Origin of the sequence: Pseudomonas sp. Sample_22, from assembly GCF_004307635.1 — a bacterium.
GTDB lineage: Bacteria > Pseudomonadota > Gammaproteobacteria > Pseudomonadales > Pseudomonadaceae > Aquipseudomonas.
In genome coordinates, this window is record NZ_RCNY01000086.1 from 46578 (window position 1) to 64032 (window position 17455).

The following is a 17455-nucleotide window of genomic DNA, read 5'->3' on the forward strand; positions in this document are numbered from 1 at the left end:
GTGCCTCCGAAAGCCCGACGCAAAGGTTATCCTGTCGAGCTAACGGAGGTTTTTTATGCGGATCTATAAAGTCGGCGGCGCGGTGCGCGATCGCCTGCTGGGCATTCCTGTCACTGACATCGACCGTGTGGTGGTCGGCGCCACTACCGAAGAGATGCTCGCCAAGGGCTTTCGCCCCGTCGGTGCGGATTTCCCGGTGTTCCTACATCCAAAAACCGGTGAGGAATACGCCCTCGCCCGCACTGAACGCAAAAGTGGCCGCGGTTACGGCGGGTTCACGTTCCACGCCAGCCCTGAAGTAACCCTTGAAGAAGATTTGATCCGTCGCGACCTGACGATCAATGCCATCGCCGAGGACGACCAGCAAAACCTGACTGACCCCTACCACGGTCAGCGTGACCTCGAAGCGCGCATTCTTCGCCATGTATCTCCCGCATTCGCCGAAGATCCGCTCAGGGTTCTGCGCGTTGCCCGCTTTGCTGCGCGTTATGCCGGGCTCGGATTCACCGTTGCCGCCGAGACACTGGAGCTCATGCGCCAGCTCAGCGAGTCAGGTGAACTGCAAGCACTGACGGCGGAGCGCAGCTGGAAAGAAATTTCCCGCGCGCTGATGGAAGATCGACCTCAGGTATTTATCGAAGTGTTGCGAGCCTGCGGCGCGCTCAAGGTGCTGATGCCGGAAATAGACGCCCTGTTCGGCGTACCGCAACCCGAGGCCCACCACCCGGAAATCGATACCGGTGTGCACACTCTGAGCGTGCTGGAACAGGCGGCGCAGCACCAACAACCGCTCACCGTACGCTGGGCCTGCCTGCTGCATGACTTGGGCAAAGGCCTGACGCCGGAAGAACAATGGCCGCGACACATTGCCCATGAGTTCAAGGGATTAAAGCTGATCAAAGCGGTCAATGAACGTTTCAAGGCACCGAGGGATTGTCAGGAACTGGCGCTGCTGGTGGGCGAGTATCACACCCACGGTCATCGCGCCCTTGAGCTGAAGCCATCGACATTGCTGGAGTTGCTCCAAAGCTTCGACGTTTACCGTCGGCCACAGCGGTTCGAGGAATTCATCGCGGCGTGCGAGATGGACGCCCGAGGGCGCAAAGGCTTGGAGCAGAGAAGTTATCCACAGGCGGATTATCTGCGCGGTGCCGCGCAAGCGGCTCGTAGCGTTGCAGTTCAGCCATTGCTGGAGAAGGGATTCAAGGGGCCGGAATTGGGTGAGGCGATCAAGCGCGAGCGGTTGAAGGCACTGAAGGCCTACAAAGAGGCGACGTCCGCCTGAACAGCTTCGCGGGCAAGCCTCGCTCCTTCAGAGGCAGCGCAGATCCTGTAGGAATAAAGCTTGCCCGCGATGACGCCAACAGGATCACAGCAAATCTGCGGGCGTCAGTTGCTCACCACGCCACTCAAACGCAACCGGCGCCAACACCTGATCAATCTGAGCTTCACTCCACAAGATCGCAAAGCTTTTGCCTACGCCCGGATGCACGCGATCCGGCGCAATCAACGACAACGGCCACAGCACAAAGGCATTTTTCAGGATTTCTGCCCGCGGCAAGACCAAGCCATCGAAATTACCCACCAGATCACCGAACAACAAAACATCGATATCCAGCGGCAAACCTCGGCGTTCAGGTGCATAACGACCATTATCCGCCTCAATAAACTTCAAGCGGCGATCCAGTTCCATCAGGGGAAGGTCGGTATACGCCGACACCACGAAATTGAAGAATGGCCCGCTCTTGATGCCGACGGGCTGGCTTTCGAAAACCGGCGAGCAATGGATATCCACCAGAAAACCCGCCAAAGCTTCCAGGCCGGCCTGCAAATGGGCTTCGCGCTCGATGTTGCTACCGAGCCCGAGATACACCTGGGTTAGCGACATCCGCGCTCGATCTCCACACCCACGCCACCGGTAGCGGCAGGAACGGCACCTGGCTTGGTCAACTTGAGACGCATCCAGGTAATCTTGAATTCGCTCATGAGCACTTCAACCAAACGTTCGGCGAATGTTTCAACCAGCTGGAACTGTGCCTGCTCGGCAAAGGCCTGGATGCGCGACGAAACGCTCGCGTAATCGAGCGCCAGGGTCAGGTCATCGCCGGCCGCGGCAGGGCGATTGTCCCAGGCAAAGCTCAAATCCAGACGCAAGCATTGCCGGATGCCTCGCTCCCAGTCGTAGGCACCAATCACGGTATCGACTTCCAGGCCCTCGATAAACACTCTGTCCAAGCACTTTTCTCCGCTACACGACAAGGGCGCAATGCGCCGTTAGAATCAGGGCGTCCTCGCCCGGAATAGTTAGCATGTTTTGGTTACTGGCGATCCTCGCCTACCTGCTCGGCTCTCTGTCCTTCGCCATTTTGCTCAGCCGACTGACCGGTAACCCCGATCCGCGAATGAGTGGCTCCGGCAATGCCGGTGCTACCAACATGTTGCGCCTGGCGGGCAAAAAACTCGCCATCCTGACCTTGCTCGGCGATCTCTTCAAAGGCCTGCTGCCCGTGCTGATCGCCGCTGCTGCGGGCCTTTCCCTGCAGGATCAGGCCTGGATCGGCGTCTGCGCCGTCATCGGTCACCTGTTCCCGCTGTACTTCCGCTTTCGCGGTGGCAAGGGCGTAGCCACCGCTGCCGGAATGTTGCTGGGCCTGTATCCACCCGCCGCGTTGCTGGCGGTCTGCGCCTGGCTGCTGACGTTCTACCTGACCCGAACCAGCTCGCTGGCCGCCCTGATCGCTACACCACTGACCCTGCCGCTACTGGCCTGGCAGGAACCGGCAGCACTGCTGCCCATGAGCGCCCTCACGGGCCTGATCGTCTGGCGCCATCGCGGCAATCTACGCGACCTGTTTGCAGGGCGCGAACGGCATTTTTAGAGGCCGACCTCAAGCGCCGCTCATCACAGTGCCGACAACTGCTCCATCGGCCAGCGCGCCTGCACGCTGATCGCCAGGCTTTCCTGCTGACCTGCCTGCAAGCGCTGGCAACCGGCAAACGCGATCATTGCGCCATTGTCGGTGCAGAACTCCGGACGGGCATAAAAAACATCGCCCTTCATGTCCCCGAGCATTTTTTCCAAAGAAGAGCGTAGGGCCTTGTTGGCACTGACGCCCCCTGCGATCACCAGGCGCTTCATGCCTGCCGCTTTCAACGCACGCTTGCACTTGATGGTCAAAGTCTCCACCACGGCCTGCTGGAACGCCAGCGCGATGTCGCAACGGGCTTGCTCGCCGTCGTCCCCGGCGCTCACGCACTGTTGCCAGGTATTCAATGCAAAGGTTTTCAAGCCACTGAAGCTAAAGTCCAGGCCCGGACGGTCGCACATCGGACGCGGGAAAACGAAACGTCCTGCAACGCCCTGCTCTGCCAAACGAGCAATCTCCGGCCCGCCTGGATAATTCAGGCCCATCATCTTCGCTGTTTTGTCGAAGGCTTCACCTGCAGCATCGTCCAGCGTCTCGCCCAACAGAGAGTACTGACCGATTCCGTCAACCTGCACCAGCTGCGTATGCCCACCGGACACCAACAAAGCGACGAACGGAAATTGCGGCGGTTGCGGCTCCAGCATCGGTGCCAGCAAGTGGCCTTCCATGTGGTGCACGCCGAGGGCCGGAATACCCCAGGCAAAGGCCAGCGCCTGGGCGCAGGAAGCACCTACCAGCAACGCGCCCACCAAGCCAGGACCCGCGGTATAAGCGATCGCGTCGATCTCGGTCGGCACGCAGTCGGCTTCCGCCAACACCTGACGGATCAAGGGCAGCATGCGTTTGACGTGATCGCGCGAGGCCAGCTCCGGCACCACGCCACCATAGGCGCGGTGCAGGTCGATCTGACTGAACAGCGCGTCGGCCAGCAGGCCGCGCTCGCTGTCATACAATGCGACACCGGTTTCGTCGCAAGAGGTTTCTAATCCCAGTACTAGCATGGGTTTGCGCCTTGTTTAGGCTGAATTCGAAGGCGCGCATAATAGTCGCCGCGTGATGCCCCGACCAGCGGTTTTCGATCAGAGGCTTTGCATTCCGAGCGATGAGGGGTTAACATCCGCAACCCTTAAAAACCGACGTCTTCAAGTGCTCTTTTGCCGCGAGGATGTTGACCCCGGTAATGAATGAAGGTAGCTCTGGATGCCAGCCGTCAAAGTAAAAGAGAACGAACCCTTCGACGTAGCTCTGCGTCGTTTCAAGCGCTCCTGCGAAAAAGCCGGTGTACTGGCTGAAGTTCGTAGCCGCGAATTTTACGAGAAGCCAACTTCTGAGCGTAAGCGCAAGGCAGCAGCCGCTGTTAAGCGTCACGCCAAGAAAGTTCAGCGCGAACAGCGCCGCGCCGTTCGTCTGTACTAATACACAGACGATCGTAGCAAGCTTCTGCCAAGCCCGGCCCTCAGCCGGGCTAATGGCATTTGCGTAAAACGCTTGATGCTTCACCGTCGAAGCCGCAGATGCGACCAAGACAAATCTGCTTCATCACGTCAGACCTGGCTCTTTTGCCAGCGGTGCACGTCTTTTCTGACGAGTCTTTCAAGGCTACTGACGAGCACACCCACTGATTCCTCTCACGACGATCAGCCCAAGGCATCACCTGCATGCCAAATGATGAGCTATCCGAGACCTGTTACGGGTCGCAGCCGGATTCAGCGCAACACTTTCAAATAGTCGAATACTGATGAGTATTAACGTCAGTGGATTTTCGGCAGATACACTTCCCGATAGCGATTACGCAGACGACACTGGTCGAGCCGCATACCCTGCGCGCCTCACACAATGACCCGCGTTTGGCCGCCCTTCGTTTCGGGCACCCTTGAGCGCAGATGACGAGAACGCCATGGCCGGGCTGATTCCCCAGAGCTTCATTGACGACCTTCTGAACCGCACCGACATCGTCGATGTGGTCAGCTCGCGCCTGCAACTGAAAAAAGCCGGCAAGAACCACACGGCCTGCTGCCCGTTCCACAAAGAAAAAACACCTTCGTTCAGCGTCAGCCCCGACAAGCAGTTCTATTACTGCTTCGGTTGCGGCGCTGGCGGCAATGCCCTTGGTTTCATCATGGACCACGACAACCTGGATTTCGTCCAGGCTGTCGAAGAACTGGCCAAAGCCGCGGGCATGGAAATCCCTCGCGAAGAAAGCGGCCGCCCGCACAAGCCTCGGCAGCCGACCGATTCGCCGCTGTATGCGCTGCTCAGCGCCGCCGCCGATTTTTATCGTCAGGCCCTCAAAAGCCATCCTGCGCGCAAAGCTGCCGTGGACTATTTGAAAGGCCGCGGCCTGACCGGCGAAATTGCCCGCGATTTCGGCCTCGGCTTCGCTCCGCCGGGCTGGGACAATCTGTTCAAACACTTGAGCAGCGACACCCTGCAGCAAAAAGCCATGATCGATGCAGGCCTACTGATCGAAAATGCCGAAACCGGCAAGCGCTACGATCGTTTCCGCGACCGGGTAATGTTCCCGATCCGCGACAGCCGCGGGCGCATCATTGCCTTTGGTGGCCGGGTCCTGGGCGATGACAAGCCGAAATACCTGAACTCCCCGGAAACACCGGTATTCCATAAAGGCCAGGAACTTTACGGCCTGTATGAGGCGCGCAAAAACAATCGCAACCTCGACGAAATCATTGTTGTCGAGGGTTACATGGACGTTATTGCCCTGGCCCAGCAAGGCCTGCGCAATGCCGTCGCAACGCTGGGTACCGCCACCAGCGAAGAACACTTGAAGCGACTGTTTCGTGTGGTGCCCAACGTACTGTTTTGCTTCGATGGGGACCAGGCTGGTCGCAATGCCGCCTGGCGCGCGCTGGAAGCAACCTTGCCAAGCCTTCAGGATGGCCGCCGCGCCCGCTTCCTGTTCCTGCCTGAAGGGGAAGATCCGGACACGCTGATCCGCTCCGAAGGCACCGACGCCTTCCGCGCGCGAATCAATCAGCACGCGCAGCCGCTGGCCGACTACTTCTTCCAGCAACTGACCGAAGAATCAGACCCGCGCTCGCTGGAAGGCAAGGCCCACATGGCCACCCTCGCGGCACCGCTGATCGACAAAGTGCCTGGCGCCAACCTGCGCATCCTGATGCGTCAGCGCCTCAGCGAAATCACCGGCCTGAGCGGCGAAGCGGTGAGCCAGCTGGCGCAAAGCGCCCCACCGGAAGCGCCGCCGGCCTACGACCCCGGCTTCGATTACGACGCGATGCCCGATTTCAGCGACTATCATCAGCCGCAATCGCAAGAAATGTATGTGCCGCAACAGGAATGGACGCCGAAGAAACCCGGTGCGGGCGGCAAGAAATGGGACAAAAAACCGTGGGACAAGAATGGCAAACGCGGCGGGGATCGCGACCAGCCTCCACGTAAACCGATTGCTGTCGAGGCCCCTACGCTGATTGCGCTGCGCACGCTGATTCATCATCCGCAGTTGGCTGGCAAGGTCGAAACTGCCAACCATTTCGCCAATGAGCGCAACACCTACGCACAATTGCTGGTAGCCCTCATCGAGGCAGTGCAGAAAAATCCTAAGCTAAACTCAATTCAGCTGATGGCCCGTTGGCACGGCACGGAACAGGGCCGCTTGCTCAAGGCCCTGGCAGAAAAGGAATGGCTGATTCAAGGCGACAACCTTGAACAACAGTTTTTAGACACCATTACTAGGTTATCAGCGGGTCAGCACACCGATAGCCTGGAAGAACTCATCAGGAAAGCGAAGCAGCCAGGATTGACTGCCGAGGAAGCAAATCAGATCGCAAATCAGATGCGCGACCTATTAAAACGCAATATGGCAGTACCAAACCCGACCTCAACTGGCGCGTGAGGTCATAGCTCAGGTATAATCCTCGGCTTGTTTTTTGCCCGCCAAGACCTTCAGTGGATAGGGTGTTATGTCCGGAAAAGCGCAACAGCAGTCTCGTATCAAAGAGTTGATCACCCTTGGTCGTGAGCAGGGCTACCTGACTTACGCGGAGGTCAACGACCACCTGCCGGAGGATATTTCAGATCCGGAACAGGTGGAAGACATCATCCGCATGATCAATGACATGGGGATCAACGTATTCGAGGTTGCGCCAGATAAGGATTCCCTTATGCTGGCCGACGCCGATACCGACGAAGCCGCGGCCGAAGAGGCAGCTGCTGCGTTGGCAGCGGTCGAGACCGACATTGGTCGCACTACCGACCCGGTGCGCATGTACATGCGCGAAATGGGTACGGTAGAGCTCCTCACGCGTGAAGGCGAAATTGAAATCGCCAAGCGTATTGAAGAGGGCATCCGTGAAGTGATGAGCGCAATCGCGCACTTCCCTGGCACGGTTGACCATATCCTCTCCGAGTACACCCGCGTCACCTCCGAAGGTGGTCGCCTGTCCGACGTCCTGAGCGGTTACATCGACCCGGACGACGGCATTGCGCCGCCTGCCGCCGAAGTGCCACCGCCGATCGATCCGAAAGCCGTGAAAGCGGACGACGATACCGACGACGATGACGCCGAAGCTTCGGATGACGAAGAAGAAGCCGAAAGCGGTCCGGATCCGGTCATCGCTGCACAGCGCTTTGGCGCTGTCGCCGATCAGATGGAAATCACCCGCAAGGCGCTGAAAAAGCATGGTCGCAACAACAAGGCAGCGATTGCCGAGCTGTTGGCCCTGGCCGAGCTGTTCATGCCGATCAAACTGGTGCCGAAGCAATTCGAAGGCCTGGTCGAGCGTGTTCGCAGTGCCCTGGATCGTCTGCGTCAGCAAGAGCGTGCAATCATGCAGCTCTGCGTTCGTGATGCGCGCATGCCCCGTGCCGATTTCCTGCGCCAGTTCCCGGGCAACGAAGTCGACGAAAGCTGGACCGATGCACTGGCCAAAGGCAAAAGCAAATACGCTGAAGCCATCGGCCGCCTGCAACCGGACATCGTTCGTTGCCAGCAGAAACTGACTGCGCTGGAGACCGAAACCGGTCTGACCATCGCAGAGATCAAGGACATCAACCGTCGCATGTCGATCGGCGAGGCCAAGGCCCGTCGCGCGAAGAAAGAGATGGTTGAAGCGAACTTGCGTCTGGTGATCTCGATCGCCAAGAAGTACACCAACCGTGGCCTGCAATTCCTCGACCTGATCCAGGAAGGCAACATTGGCTTGATGAAAGCGGTAGACAAGTTCGAATACCGCCGCGGCTACAAATTCTCGACTTATGCCACCTGGTGGATCCGTCAGGCGATCACTCGCTCGATCGCCGACCAGGCCCGCACCATCCGTATTCCGGTGCACATGATCGAGACGATCAACAAGCTCAACCGTATTTCCCGGCAGATGTTGCAGGAAATGGGTCGCGAACCGACCCCGGAAGAGCTGGGCGAACGCATGGAAATGCCTGAGGACAAGATCCGCAAGGTATTGAAGATCGCTAAAGAGCCGATCTCCATGGAAACCCCGATCGGTGATGACGAAGACTCCCATCTGGGTGACTTCATCGAAGACTCGACCATGCAGTCGCCAATCGATGTGGCTACCGTTGAGAGCCTTAAAGAAGCGACTCGCGAAGTGCTGTCCGGCCTCACTGCCCGTGAAGCCAAGGTGCTGCGCATGCGCTTCGGTATCGACATGAATACCGACCACACCCTCGAGGAGGTTGGTAAGCAGTTCGACGTGACCCGTGAACGGATTCGTCAGATCGAAGCCAAGGCGCTGCGCAAGCTGCGCCACCCGACGAGAAGCGAGCATCTGCGCTCCTTCCTCGACGAGTGATCAAAAAACCCCCGGCCCAGGCCGGGGGTTTTGTTTTATGCAGATAAAATCCCTGCGCTGCACCCCTCCCGCCGATTTGCCCGTCTACACTCGAAACATTCCCCGAGCCATAACGAGACCGTTATGCCCAGACTGCCGACCGTGCTTTTTTTGCTGTCGCTGATGACCTGGACCGCAACGGCTGGCGCGCTGACTCTTACCGACGAAGAACGTAGCTGGCTTGCGGACCACCCGGACTTGCGCCTGGGTGTCGATGCGTCCTGGCCCCCCTTTGAGTTTCGCGACGATGAAGGGCGTTACCAGGGCCTTGCGGCAGACTATATCAACGTGATTCGCCAGCGATTGGCCGTCAAACTGACGCCTATCGAACCGGCCAGCTGGAGCGTTGTGCTGGAACAGGCCAAGCAAGGCAAGCTCGATCTGTTGCCGGGCATCATGTCGACACCGGAACGCCAGGCTTTCCTGTCGTTTACCCGGCCTTACCTGGATTTTCCGATTGTTATCCTGGCCCATGTTGGCGGTGCTCAGCCACGCAGGATCGAAGACCTGTACGGCCTGAAAATCGCCGTGGTGGAAAACTATGCCCCCCACGAACTGCTGCGCACTCACCACCCCGACCTGAACCTGGTAGCCATGCCCAACGTCAGCTCGGCCTTGCAGGCACTGGCTATCGATGAGGTGGACGCCGTGGTGGGCGATCTCGCCTCCAGCGTCTGGAGCCTGCGCCAGTTGAAGCTCGACGGGCTCTACGTCAGCGGCGAAACCCCTTATCGTTATCAACTGGCCATGGGCGTACCTCGAGACAACAAGATGCTGGTCGGCATTCTCGACAAAGTCCTGGCCGACATGACCCCCGCCGAAATCAGTGCCATCCAGGAGCAATGGGTCGGCAACGTTCTCGACCACCGCACGTTCTGGTCCGACTTGCTGGTCTATGGGTTGCCGGGGTTGCTGCTGCTGTTTATCGTGCTGGTGGCGGTGATCCGGGTCAATCGGCGACTGAGCTCGGAAATCGCTCGACGGGTCGATCTGGAACAGGAACTGCGTAGCAGCGAGTATCACTACCGCGGCCTGGTGGAAAGCCTGTCGGCCATCGCCTGGGAAGCGCGGATCAGTGACTTCACCTACAGCTATGTGTCGCCCCACGCCGAGGATCTGCTGGGTTATCCCCTGTCCCATTGGCTGATCCCGGGCTTCTGGCGCAACATCATTCACCCCGCGGACCTCATCCGCGCACAAAGCTTTTGCGATCACGAAGTGTTGGCCGGGCGCGACCACAGCCTCGATTACCGAGTGATCACGGCCGATGGCCGCTGCTTGTGGGTGCGTGACATCGTCAGCTTGATCGAACACGGTCATGAACCGGTCATGCGTGGGCTGATGATCGACATCAGCGAGGCCAAACGTACCGAAGAGGCACTGCGGCTGTCGGAGCAAAAGTTTGCCTCGGTGTTCCAGCAATGCCCGGACATTCTAGTGATCGCGCGGCTTTCCGATGGCTGCCTGCTGGAGGTCAACGAAGCCTTCGAAGAGCAGATCGGCTTGCGTGCCGAAGACGTCATCGGCCAGACCGCCACCAATCTCAACATCTGGGGCATTCCCGGTGTGGGTCCGGGTTTGCTGCAGCGCTTGCAGGCTGGCAGCATCCGCAACCTGGAAATGCCCTTTCGCCGCAGCAATGGCCAGGTGTTTACCGGCCTGATCTCCGCCGAACCGTTCGACCTCGATACAACCCCGGCGCTGGTGGTGGTCGTGCGCGACATCACCCAACTCAAAGAAACCCAACAGCAACTGCAAACCTCGGAAGAAAAATTCGCCAAGGCTTTCCACGCCTCTCCGGACGGCCTGTTGTTGTCCCGTCAGAGCGACGGTCTGCTGCTTGAGGTCAATGAAGGGTTCAGCAGAATTACCGGGTTCAACAGCGCGATGTCTGTGGATCGTTCGGCGCTGGACCTGGGGATCTGGGTCAACCTCAACGAACGCAAACAGATGCTCGACTTGCTGCACCGCGACGGTTTCGTCCGCGACTTCAGTTGCCATATCCGCCGCAGCGACGGGCAGATTCGCCTTTGTGAAGTCTCCAGCCGTCCGCTGCCAATCGGTGACGAAGACTGCATGCTGACCATCGCCCGCGACATCACCGAACGCCACTTGATGCAGGAAAAACTGCAACAGGCGGCGACCGTATTCGAGAGCACCGCCGAGGGCGTGTTGATCACTGACACCCAACAGCACATCAGCGCGGTCAACCGGGCATTTACCGAGATCACCGGCTACAGCGAAAGCGAAGCGCTGGGCCATACCCCGCGCTTGCTTGCCTCAGGCTTGCATGACAGTGCGTTCTACGCCGCGATGTGGCACCAATTGACGGCCGAGGGGCACTGGCAAGGGGAGATTTCCAATCGGCGCAAAAATGGCGAGCTCTACCCGAGCTGGCTGACCATCAGCGCCGTGCGCAACCGCGACAAATTCATCACCCACTTTGTGGCGGTGTTCGCCGACATCTCCAGCCTTAAACACGCCCAGGCCAAGCTTGACTACCAGGCCCACCACGACCCTTTGACCGGCCTGCCCAACCGGACGTTGTTCGAAAGCCGCTTGCTGACCGCCCTCAACACCCAGAAGGAAAACGGTGGCCAGGGCGCAGTGCTGTTTCTCGACCTCGACCGCTTCAAACACATCAACGACAGCCTTGGCCACCCGGTCGGCGACCTGCTGCTCAAGGGCATTGCGGTTCGCCTCAAGGAGCAGTTACGGGATATCGACACCGTGGCACGCCTGGGCGGCGACGAGTTCATCATCCTCCTGCCCGGGCTGCAGCAACCCAGCGATGCCGACAACATAGCCACCAAGCTGCTCAATTGCTTTACCGCGCCATTCCAGGCGGGCGAGCATGAGTTCTTCATCAGCTCCAGCATCGGCACCAGCCTTTATCCACAGGACGGCTGCGACGTGGCCACGCTCATCAAGAACGCCGATGCGGCGATGTACCGCTCCAAGGCCAAGGGGCGTAACCGGGTCGAAAGCTATACCCGCGACCTCACCGCCCAGGCCAGCGAGCGCGTCGCCCTCGAACATGAACTGCGCCGCGCCATCGAACGCAACGAACTGCACCTGTATTACCAGCCGAAAATCAGCCTCGACGACTATCGCCTGGTAGGCGCCGAAGCATTGATCCGCTGGCACCATCCAACTTTTGGCGACGTGCCGCCAGAGCACTTCATCGCTCTGGCAGAAGAAAACGGCATGATCCTGCAGATCGGCGATTGGGTGCTGGAAACCGCCTGCCGCCAAATGCATGAATGGAATAAATCCTACGAAGGCCTTGGCCCGCTGTCGGTCAACCTCGCCGGCGCGCAACTGCGCCAACCGAACCTGCTGGGGCGTATCGAACAACTGCTCAAGGACTACCGCCTAAAACCTGATCTGCTGCAATTGGAGATCACCGAAAACTTCATCATGAGCCAGGCGGAAGAAGCGCTGGCGGTGCTGCATCAACTCAAGCACTTGGGTGTGCAACTGGCGATCGACGACTTCGGCACTGGCTATTCGTCACTGAGCTACCTCAAACGCCTGCCACTGGACATCCTCAAGATCGATCAATCATTCGTCCGCGGCCTGCCGGACGACCCCCACGATGCGGCGATCGTTCGCGCCATCATCGCACTCGGACGCAGCATGCAATTCACCGTGATTGCCGAAGGTGTCGAGACCCAATCGCAACAACAATTCCTCGCCGCCGAAGGCTGCGAACAAATCCAGGGCTACATCGTCAGCCTGCCCCTACCCCCCGACGAATTCGCCGCGACGTTTCTTCGTACAACCGTATTGGATTTTTCGGATAGCACAGCCGCGAAACCGTCGCTATAATCCGCGACCTACTGAGGGCCTATAGCTCAGTTGGTTAGAGCAGAGGACTCATAATCCTTTGGTCCACGGTTCAAGTCCGTGTGGGCCCACCAAACAAGAAAGCCGCGCAGTGCGCGGCTTTTTCGTGTCTGGCGCAAAAGCGTCGTCGATGCTGATCGATGGCATGGAACTGGCGCGCTTGATGGCCGAGAACAATTTGGGCTGCAGCGTGAAGCGCTCTACGAGATCAAACACATCGATTCGGATTACTTCACCGAAGACTGATGTTTAATTGCGTTTACTTAAGCTGTCGAAATATCGGATGACGCCTTAGGACCTTGTAGGCAAACTCCGAATCTTGCTGTTGGGCACTTTGCCGCCTTGTTGCGCTTTTGTTTGACGGGATAGTCTCCGGTGTCGCTGAGCATTCAGCGATCGGGCTTGGAAACCCGTCGAAATTGAAAGCAGCAGTTTGCCTATCTCAACCACGAGTTATGGCAGCTGTGCGCGGGACGTCTTCGGGCGTGCCGGTTTCCTAATTTCCCGGTTTTCCAACCTGCGCACAGCTGCCACCCATTCGCTTGGAAACGAATGCGGCAGCCCTTCAAATTAGGAGCTTCACCATGACTAAAACAAATACATCTGCGATTTCAGAACTAAAAACCGTCGGCTTCACCCCCTTCATGTATCTCTCGGATCAACCCCTGTTCCACGTCTGCCGGGACGTCCCCATCGCCGACGCCCTGGCCCAAGCCTCCGACCTGCTGTTCCTCGCCAAATCCCTGACCGTCGACGCCGCCTACGCCCAAGACTCCGACCGCCACGCCTGGGCTGCGCATTACCTGACGACGATGAGCAAAGCGGTGATTGATGATGTGGTGAAGGTGCTAACGCGGCGGCCTGCTCAAACCAGAAAGGAAGCAGCCCCCTCGAAAAAAAAATAATCACGGCAGAGTTGAAAGCTCCCAAAAAGGGACCGATCGTTCCCTTTTTGGGACTGAAAGAGCCAGGTTTTTCAGTCCAAACACATCACGAAGGGATGGCCTGCACGGCTCGCAACCGTTCCAGCATCTGCCCCGTCCATACAACCTCATACGTGTCCGCAGCCCGCCCCCATTGCTCCACAAGCGCCATGCCGTCCACCAGTGCCACTGCCAATTCAGAAATCGTCCCGGCCTGATCTTCGATGATTGCTTGAGTCCGGCCCCACAGCCGATCAGTCATCGCTTTAAGCTGCGCCGTTATGCGCTCGCTCGACGCTGGATCGCTATCCTGGCAGGTGATGTTGCGAAGCAGGTGCTGCAGCTCCCTGATTTTTGCGTAATCCTGTTCTGCCCCCTGCTCGCCTTTGAGGATCGCGGTGGCTTTGGGCTTATCAACGTGTTTTGCGGCTGAAGGTTTTGAAGGGAGTGTCTGCGCCATGGCGCCAGCCAGGAGCACCATCATCCGGGCTTCCAGATACGCCTTCATGGCTTCCATCGACGAAATGGGGCGCACCAGGGTAATGGACGCCCCTCCGTGGTGCCGCAGATCCTTGGTCACCGTCAGGGTCACGCCGCCCGTGGCAAAGCCCAAGGCGCGGGCCACGACGTAGTGGCCCATTTCGTGGTGGGCGATCTGCAATGCACGGTCGCGCACGGCGGTAGGTAACTTTGTTGTCATGCCCTTCACCTCGCACCCTTGACTGCCTCAATCCTAGCCGATTTCCACACCCTCTCTTTCGCCCAACAAAAAGCCGCGCAATGGCGCGGCTTTTTTACCCAAGCTTCAGCCCTTATTTGGGCAAAGCGTAGGCAATCACATAATCCCCACGATCCGGCGACTGACGCGCACCGCCCACGGTCAGCAGGATGTACTGCTTGCCCGTCTTCGGTGAAACGTAAGTCATTGGCCCGGACTGGCTGCCTACCGGCAAGCGCGACTTCCAGATTTCGTTGCCGTTGCCGGTGTCGAAGGCGCGCAGGTAGAAGTCCTGGGTGCCGGCGAAGAACAGCAGACCGGATTGGGTAGCGAGTGACGCGCCGAGGGTGGGCATGCCGATCGGGATCGGCAGGTGCATACGGATGCCCAGCGGGCCGGTGTCCTGCACGGTGCCGACCGGAACTTGCCACATCAACTTGTGAGTCTTGAGGTCGATGGCCGACATGGTGCCGAATGGTGGCTTCTGGCACGGAATGCCGACCGCGGAGAGGAAGCGCTCGCGCATCGCGCCGAACGGTGTGCCTTCCTGAGGGACAACGCCCATTTCAATGCCGCTGGCTCCGGCTTTGATCTTGTCGCGCGGGATCATGTAGTTGGCCAGGCCCAGGCGCATGTCGTTGACGAACATGTAGTTCGTGTTCGGATCAACCGAAACGCTGCCCCAGTTCATGCCGCCCAGCGAGCCCGGGAATTGCAGCGCGCGATCCATGCCTGGCGGGGTGTAGACGCCTTCGTGGCGCATGCCCTTGAACTGGATGCGGCACATCAACTGGTCAAACGGTGTGGCACCCCACATGTCTGACTCGGTCAGGGTCTTGTTGCCGATTGACGGCATGTCGACGGAGAACGGCTGCGTCGGCGAGTAGCGTTCGCCGGGCACATGGCCCTGCGGCACCGGGCGCTCTTCAACGCGGGCAATCGGTACGCCGGTTTCACGGTTGAGCAGGAAGATCTCACCCTGTTTGGTGACTTGCGCCAGGGCTGGCTGAGTGCCGCCCTTGTCGTCCGGCACGTCGTACAGCAGCGGTTGCGCCGGCAAGTCGAAGTCCCAGAGATCGTTGTGGGTGGTCTGGAAGTGCCAGCGCACCTGACCGGTTTTCACATCGATGGCGACGACAGACGAGTTCCACTTGTTGTCCATCTCGGTGCGTTGACCGCCGAAGAAGTCCGGGGTGGCGTTGCCGGTTGGCAGGTACACCAGACCGAGCTTGGCATCGTAGGACATCGCCGACCAAACGTTCGGCGTACCGCGGGTGTAGGTCTCGCCGGCAGGTGGACGTTTGGTGGTGTTCGGGTTACCCGGATCCCAGGCCCAGACCAGTTCACCGCTGCGCACGTCGTAGGCACGCACCACGCCCGGCGGCTCGCCGGTGGAGTAGTTGTCAGCCACGCGGCCACCGACGATCACCACGTCTCCGGCGACCAATGGAGTAGAGGTCTGCTGGTAGTAACCGGGCTTCACCTCACCCATGTCGGTGGTCAGGTCGACGGTGCCCTTATTACCGAATTCTTCGCAAGGCTTGCCGGTTTCAGCATTGATTGCGATCAGACGTGCATCGCCGGTCGGCAGAAACAGGCGTTTCGTACAGGCGGCCGGCTGACTGTCCGATGACACCGGGGTTTCGGAATAACCCAGGCCACGGCAGCGCTGCCAGTTGGGCGCGGTGCCTTGTGGGTCGAACTTCCAGCGCTGGGCGCCGGTGTCGGCATCCAGGGCAAAGACCTTGCCGTAGGCGGTGCAGGTGTAGACCGTGTCACCGATCTGCAGCGGGGTGTTCTGGTCTTCAGCGCCAGCACCGGTGCTTTGCGGAATGTCGCCGGTACGGAAGGTCCAGGCGACCTGCAACTTGTCGATATTGCCTTTGTTGATCTGGTCCAGCGCGGCAAAGCGATTGCCGGCGGTGGTGTTGCCCCAATGCGCCCAGTCTTTCTGCTCGGTGCCCGGGGTGACCGGCGTTACCGGAGGGACGGTGTCGTTCTTCACCACGTGGGTCGGGACGAACATGTAGGCCATCGTCGCAACGACGCCAATGCCCAGAATACCGGCCAACCCGTAGGCGCCACGCCCGCCGTTCGCGCCCGAAGCGCGGACCAGGGTTGGATAGATCAACGCCACGACCAGGCCGATGACGGCAAACGTCAGCACGCGTGAGACCAGCGGCCAGTATTCAAGGCCAGCATCCCAGACGGCCCAGATCGCGGTGAGGATCAGCGCCACGCCATACAACCACGCACCAAGCGGCTTGCGACGGGCAATCATCAGCCCGGACACCAGCATCGCCAGGCCCATCAGCAGGAAATACCAGCTACCGCCAAGCGCGATCAGGTACCCGCCACCACCGACCAGGCCAAGCCCGATCAGTGCAATCAACACACCCAACCCCGCCAGCAACCACTTGCTGCCAGCGGCAACCCCAGAATTTTTCATGTCGAGATTTTTCCCCATTTGTGACAAGGGGCGGAATAATGTACTACCTGGTTACTTATGGCAATTTGTCGCAGGCAGAAATGTCCTGAACGGTACTAAGGCTAGCCCAAGGAACCGTCGCGAGCGTCGTGCAGAAACTGCCTGTAACATGCTTGCGCATTGATCGACGCCCTGGAGACTCCCTTTGCCTGACACTCGCCCACCCGTTCTCGATGAAATCGACCGCCAGTTGATCGCGGCCCTGCAGATCAACGCCCGTGAGAGCGTCGCCATGCTGGCCCGGCAACTGGGCATTGCCCGCACCACGGTCACATCACGCCTGGCACGATTGGAAAAGGCCAAAGTCATCACCGGTTATGGCGTACGTCTCGGGCAGCGGGTGGTGGATGGCGGGTTGCAGGCCTATGTAGGGATTACCGTGCAGCCACGTTCCGGCAAGGAAGTGTTGCGGCGTCTGAGCGCGATGGCTCAGGTGCAGCAGTTGTGTGCGGTAAGTGGCGAATTTGATTATGTGGCGTGGTTGCGCACTGATTCGCCGGAACAGCTGGATCAGTTGCTGGACCAGATTGGCAGTGTGGATGGTGTGGAGAAAACCACGACGTCGATCATCTTGAGTAGCAAGATTGATCGGGGGCAGCCGGTTTAGTTTTTGCCGATAATTTTTGGTGCCAGAACTGGCCTCTTCGCGGGCAAGCCCGCTCCCACAGTAGTCAGTGTGTATTGATAGCTCGTCATATTGATCAAACTGATAGCAAAATGACGAC

Annotated in this window: 13 protein-coding genes and 1 tRNA gene; 9 read left to right on the forward strand and 5 right to left on the reverse strand. The window is 59.1% G+C overall.

Annotated features, from left to right (window positions below):
* The first annotated feature begins 55 nt into the window (after window positions 1–55).
* Window positions 56–1285, forward strand: a complete 1230-nt coding sequence (locus tag D8U73_RS24215; protein WP_056853544.1) for a multifunctional CCA addition/repair protein — start codon at window positions 56–58, stop codon at window positions 1283–1285.
* 84 nt (window positions 1286–1369) lie between these two features.
* Here the strand turns inward: D8U73_RS24215 and folK are convergent, their stop codons facing one another.
* Window positions 1370–1888: a 2-amino-4-hydroxy-6-hydroxymethyldihydropteridine diphosphokinase gene (gene folK, locus D8U73_RS24220; RefSeq protein ID WP_130905969.1), complete on the reverse strand. Its 519-nt coding sequence runs from the start codon at window positions 1886–1888 to the stop codon at window positions 1370–1372.
* A complete protein-coding gene (gene folB, locus D8U73_RS24225) occupies window positions 1879–2235 on the reverse strand; it encodes a dihydroneopterin aldolase (protein ID WP_008051601.1) in 357 nt (118 codons plus the stop codon). The genes folK and folB overlap by 10 nt, the downstream gene beginning before the upstream one ends.
* A 74-nt stretch (window positions 2236–2309) precedes the next feature.
* Here folB and plsY point away from each other — a divergent pair, with 74 nt between their 5' ends.
* A complete protein-coding gene (plsY, locus tag D8U73_RS24230; protein WP_056853546.1) occupies window positions 2310–2879 on the forward strand; it encodes a glycerol-3-phosphate 1-O-acyltransferase PlsY in 570 nt (189 codons plus the stop codon).
* 23 nt (window positions 2880–2902) lie between these two features.
* Here plsY and tsaD read toward each other — a convergent pair whose 3' ends face one another.
* On the reverse strand, window positions 2903–3928 hold the full coding sequence (tsaD, locus tag D8U73_RS24235; RefSeq protein WP_056853547.1) for a tRNA (adenosine(37)-N6)-threonylcarbamoyltransferase complex transferase subunit TsaD: 1026 nt from the start codon (window positions 3926–3928) through the stop codon (window positions 2903–2905).
* Window positions 3929–4127: 199 nt separating this feature from the next.
* On the opposite strand from tsaD, the gene rpsU reads away from it, so the two are divergent.
* The 6 genes from rpsU to D8U73_RS24270 all read left to right on the forward strand — a co-directional run bounded on the left by rpsU (window position 4128) and on the right by D8U73_RS24270 (window position 13506).
* A complete protein-coding gene (gene rpsU, locus D8U73_RS24240) occupies window positions 4128–4343 on the forward strand; it encodes a 30S ribosomal protein S21 (protein ID WP_002551877.1) in 216 nt (71 codons plus the stop codon).
* Window positions 4344–4824: 481 nt separating this feature from the next.
* On the forward strand, window positions 4825–6798 hold the full coding sequence (dnaG, locus tag D8U73_RS24245) for a DNA primase (protein WP_056853548.1): 1974 nt from the start codon (window positions 4825–4827) through the stop codon (window positions 6796–6798).
* A 67-nt stretch (window positions 6799–6865) separates the two neighbouring features.
* Window positions 6866–8713, forward strand: coding sequence for an RNA polymerase sigma factor RpoD (rpoD, locus tag D8U73_RS24250; protein ID WP_056853549.1), 1848 nt, complete (start codon window positions 6866–6868; stop codon window positions 8711–8713).
* A 123-nt stretch (window positions 8714–8836) separates the two neighbouring features.
* Window positions 8837–12583 (forward strand): bifunctional diguanylate cyclase/phosphodiesterase, encoded by a 3747-nt coding sequence (locus D8U73_RS24255; protein WP_056853550.1) that lies wholly within the window; start codon window positions 8837–8839, stop codon window positions 12581–12583.
* 15 nt (window positions 12584–12598) lie between these two features.
* A tRNA-Ile gene (locus tag D8U73_RS24260) sits at window positions 12599–12675 on the forward strand.
* Window positions 12676–13185: 510 nt separating this feature from the next.
* Complete coding sequence (locus D8U73_RS24270; protein WP_056853551.1) at window positions 13186–13506, forward strand: DUF3077 domain-containing protein; 321 nt, start codon at window positions 13186–13188, stop codon at window positions 13504–13506.
* Between the two features lie 85 nt (window positions 13507–13591).
* Here the strand turns inward: D8U73_RS24270 and D8U73_RS24275 are convergent, their stop codons facing one another.
* Together D8U73_RS24275 and D8U73_RS24280 are read right to left on the reverse strand one after the other, a co-directional pair.
* Window positions 13592–14224: a peptidase M41 gene (locus tag D8U73_RS24275; RefSeq protein ID WP_130905971.1), complete on the reverse strand. Its 633-nt coding sequence runs from the start codon at window positions 14222–14224 to the stop codon at window positions 13592–13594.
* Window positions 14225–14336: 112 nt separating this feature from the next.
* Window positions 14337–16691 carry a glucose/quinate/shikimate family membrane-bound PQQ-dependent dehydrogenase gene (locus D8U73_RS24280; protein WP_130905972.1) on the reverse strand — a complete coding sequence of 785 codons (2355 nt, stop codon included), beginning with the start codon at window positions 16689–16691 and terminating at the stop codon, window positions 14337–14339.
* A gap of 184 nt (window positions 16692–16875) precedes the next feature.
* Here D8U73_RS24280 and D8U73_RS24285 point away from each other — a divergent pair, with 184 nt between their 5' ends.
* Window positions 16876–17337 (forward strand): Lrp/AsnC family transcriptional regulator, encoded by a 462-nt coding sequence (locus D8U73_RS24285; protein ID WP_007980298.1) that lies wholly within the window; start codon window positions 16876–16878, stop codon window positions 17335–17337.
* The last annotated feature ends 118 nt before the right edge of the window (window positions 17338–17455 follow it).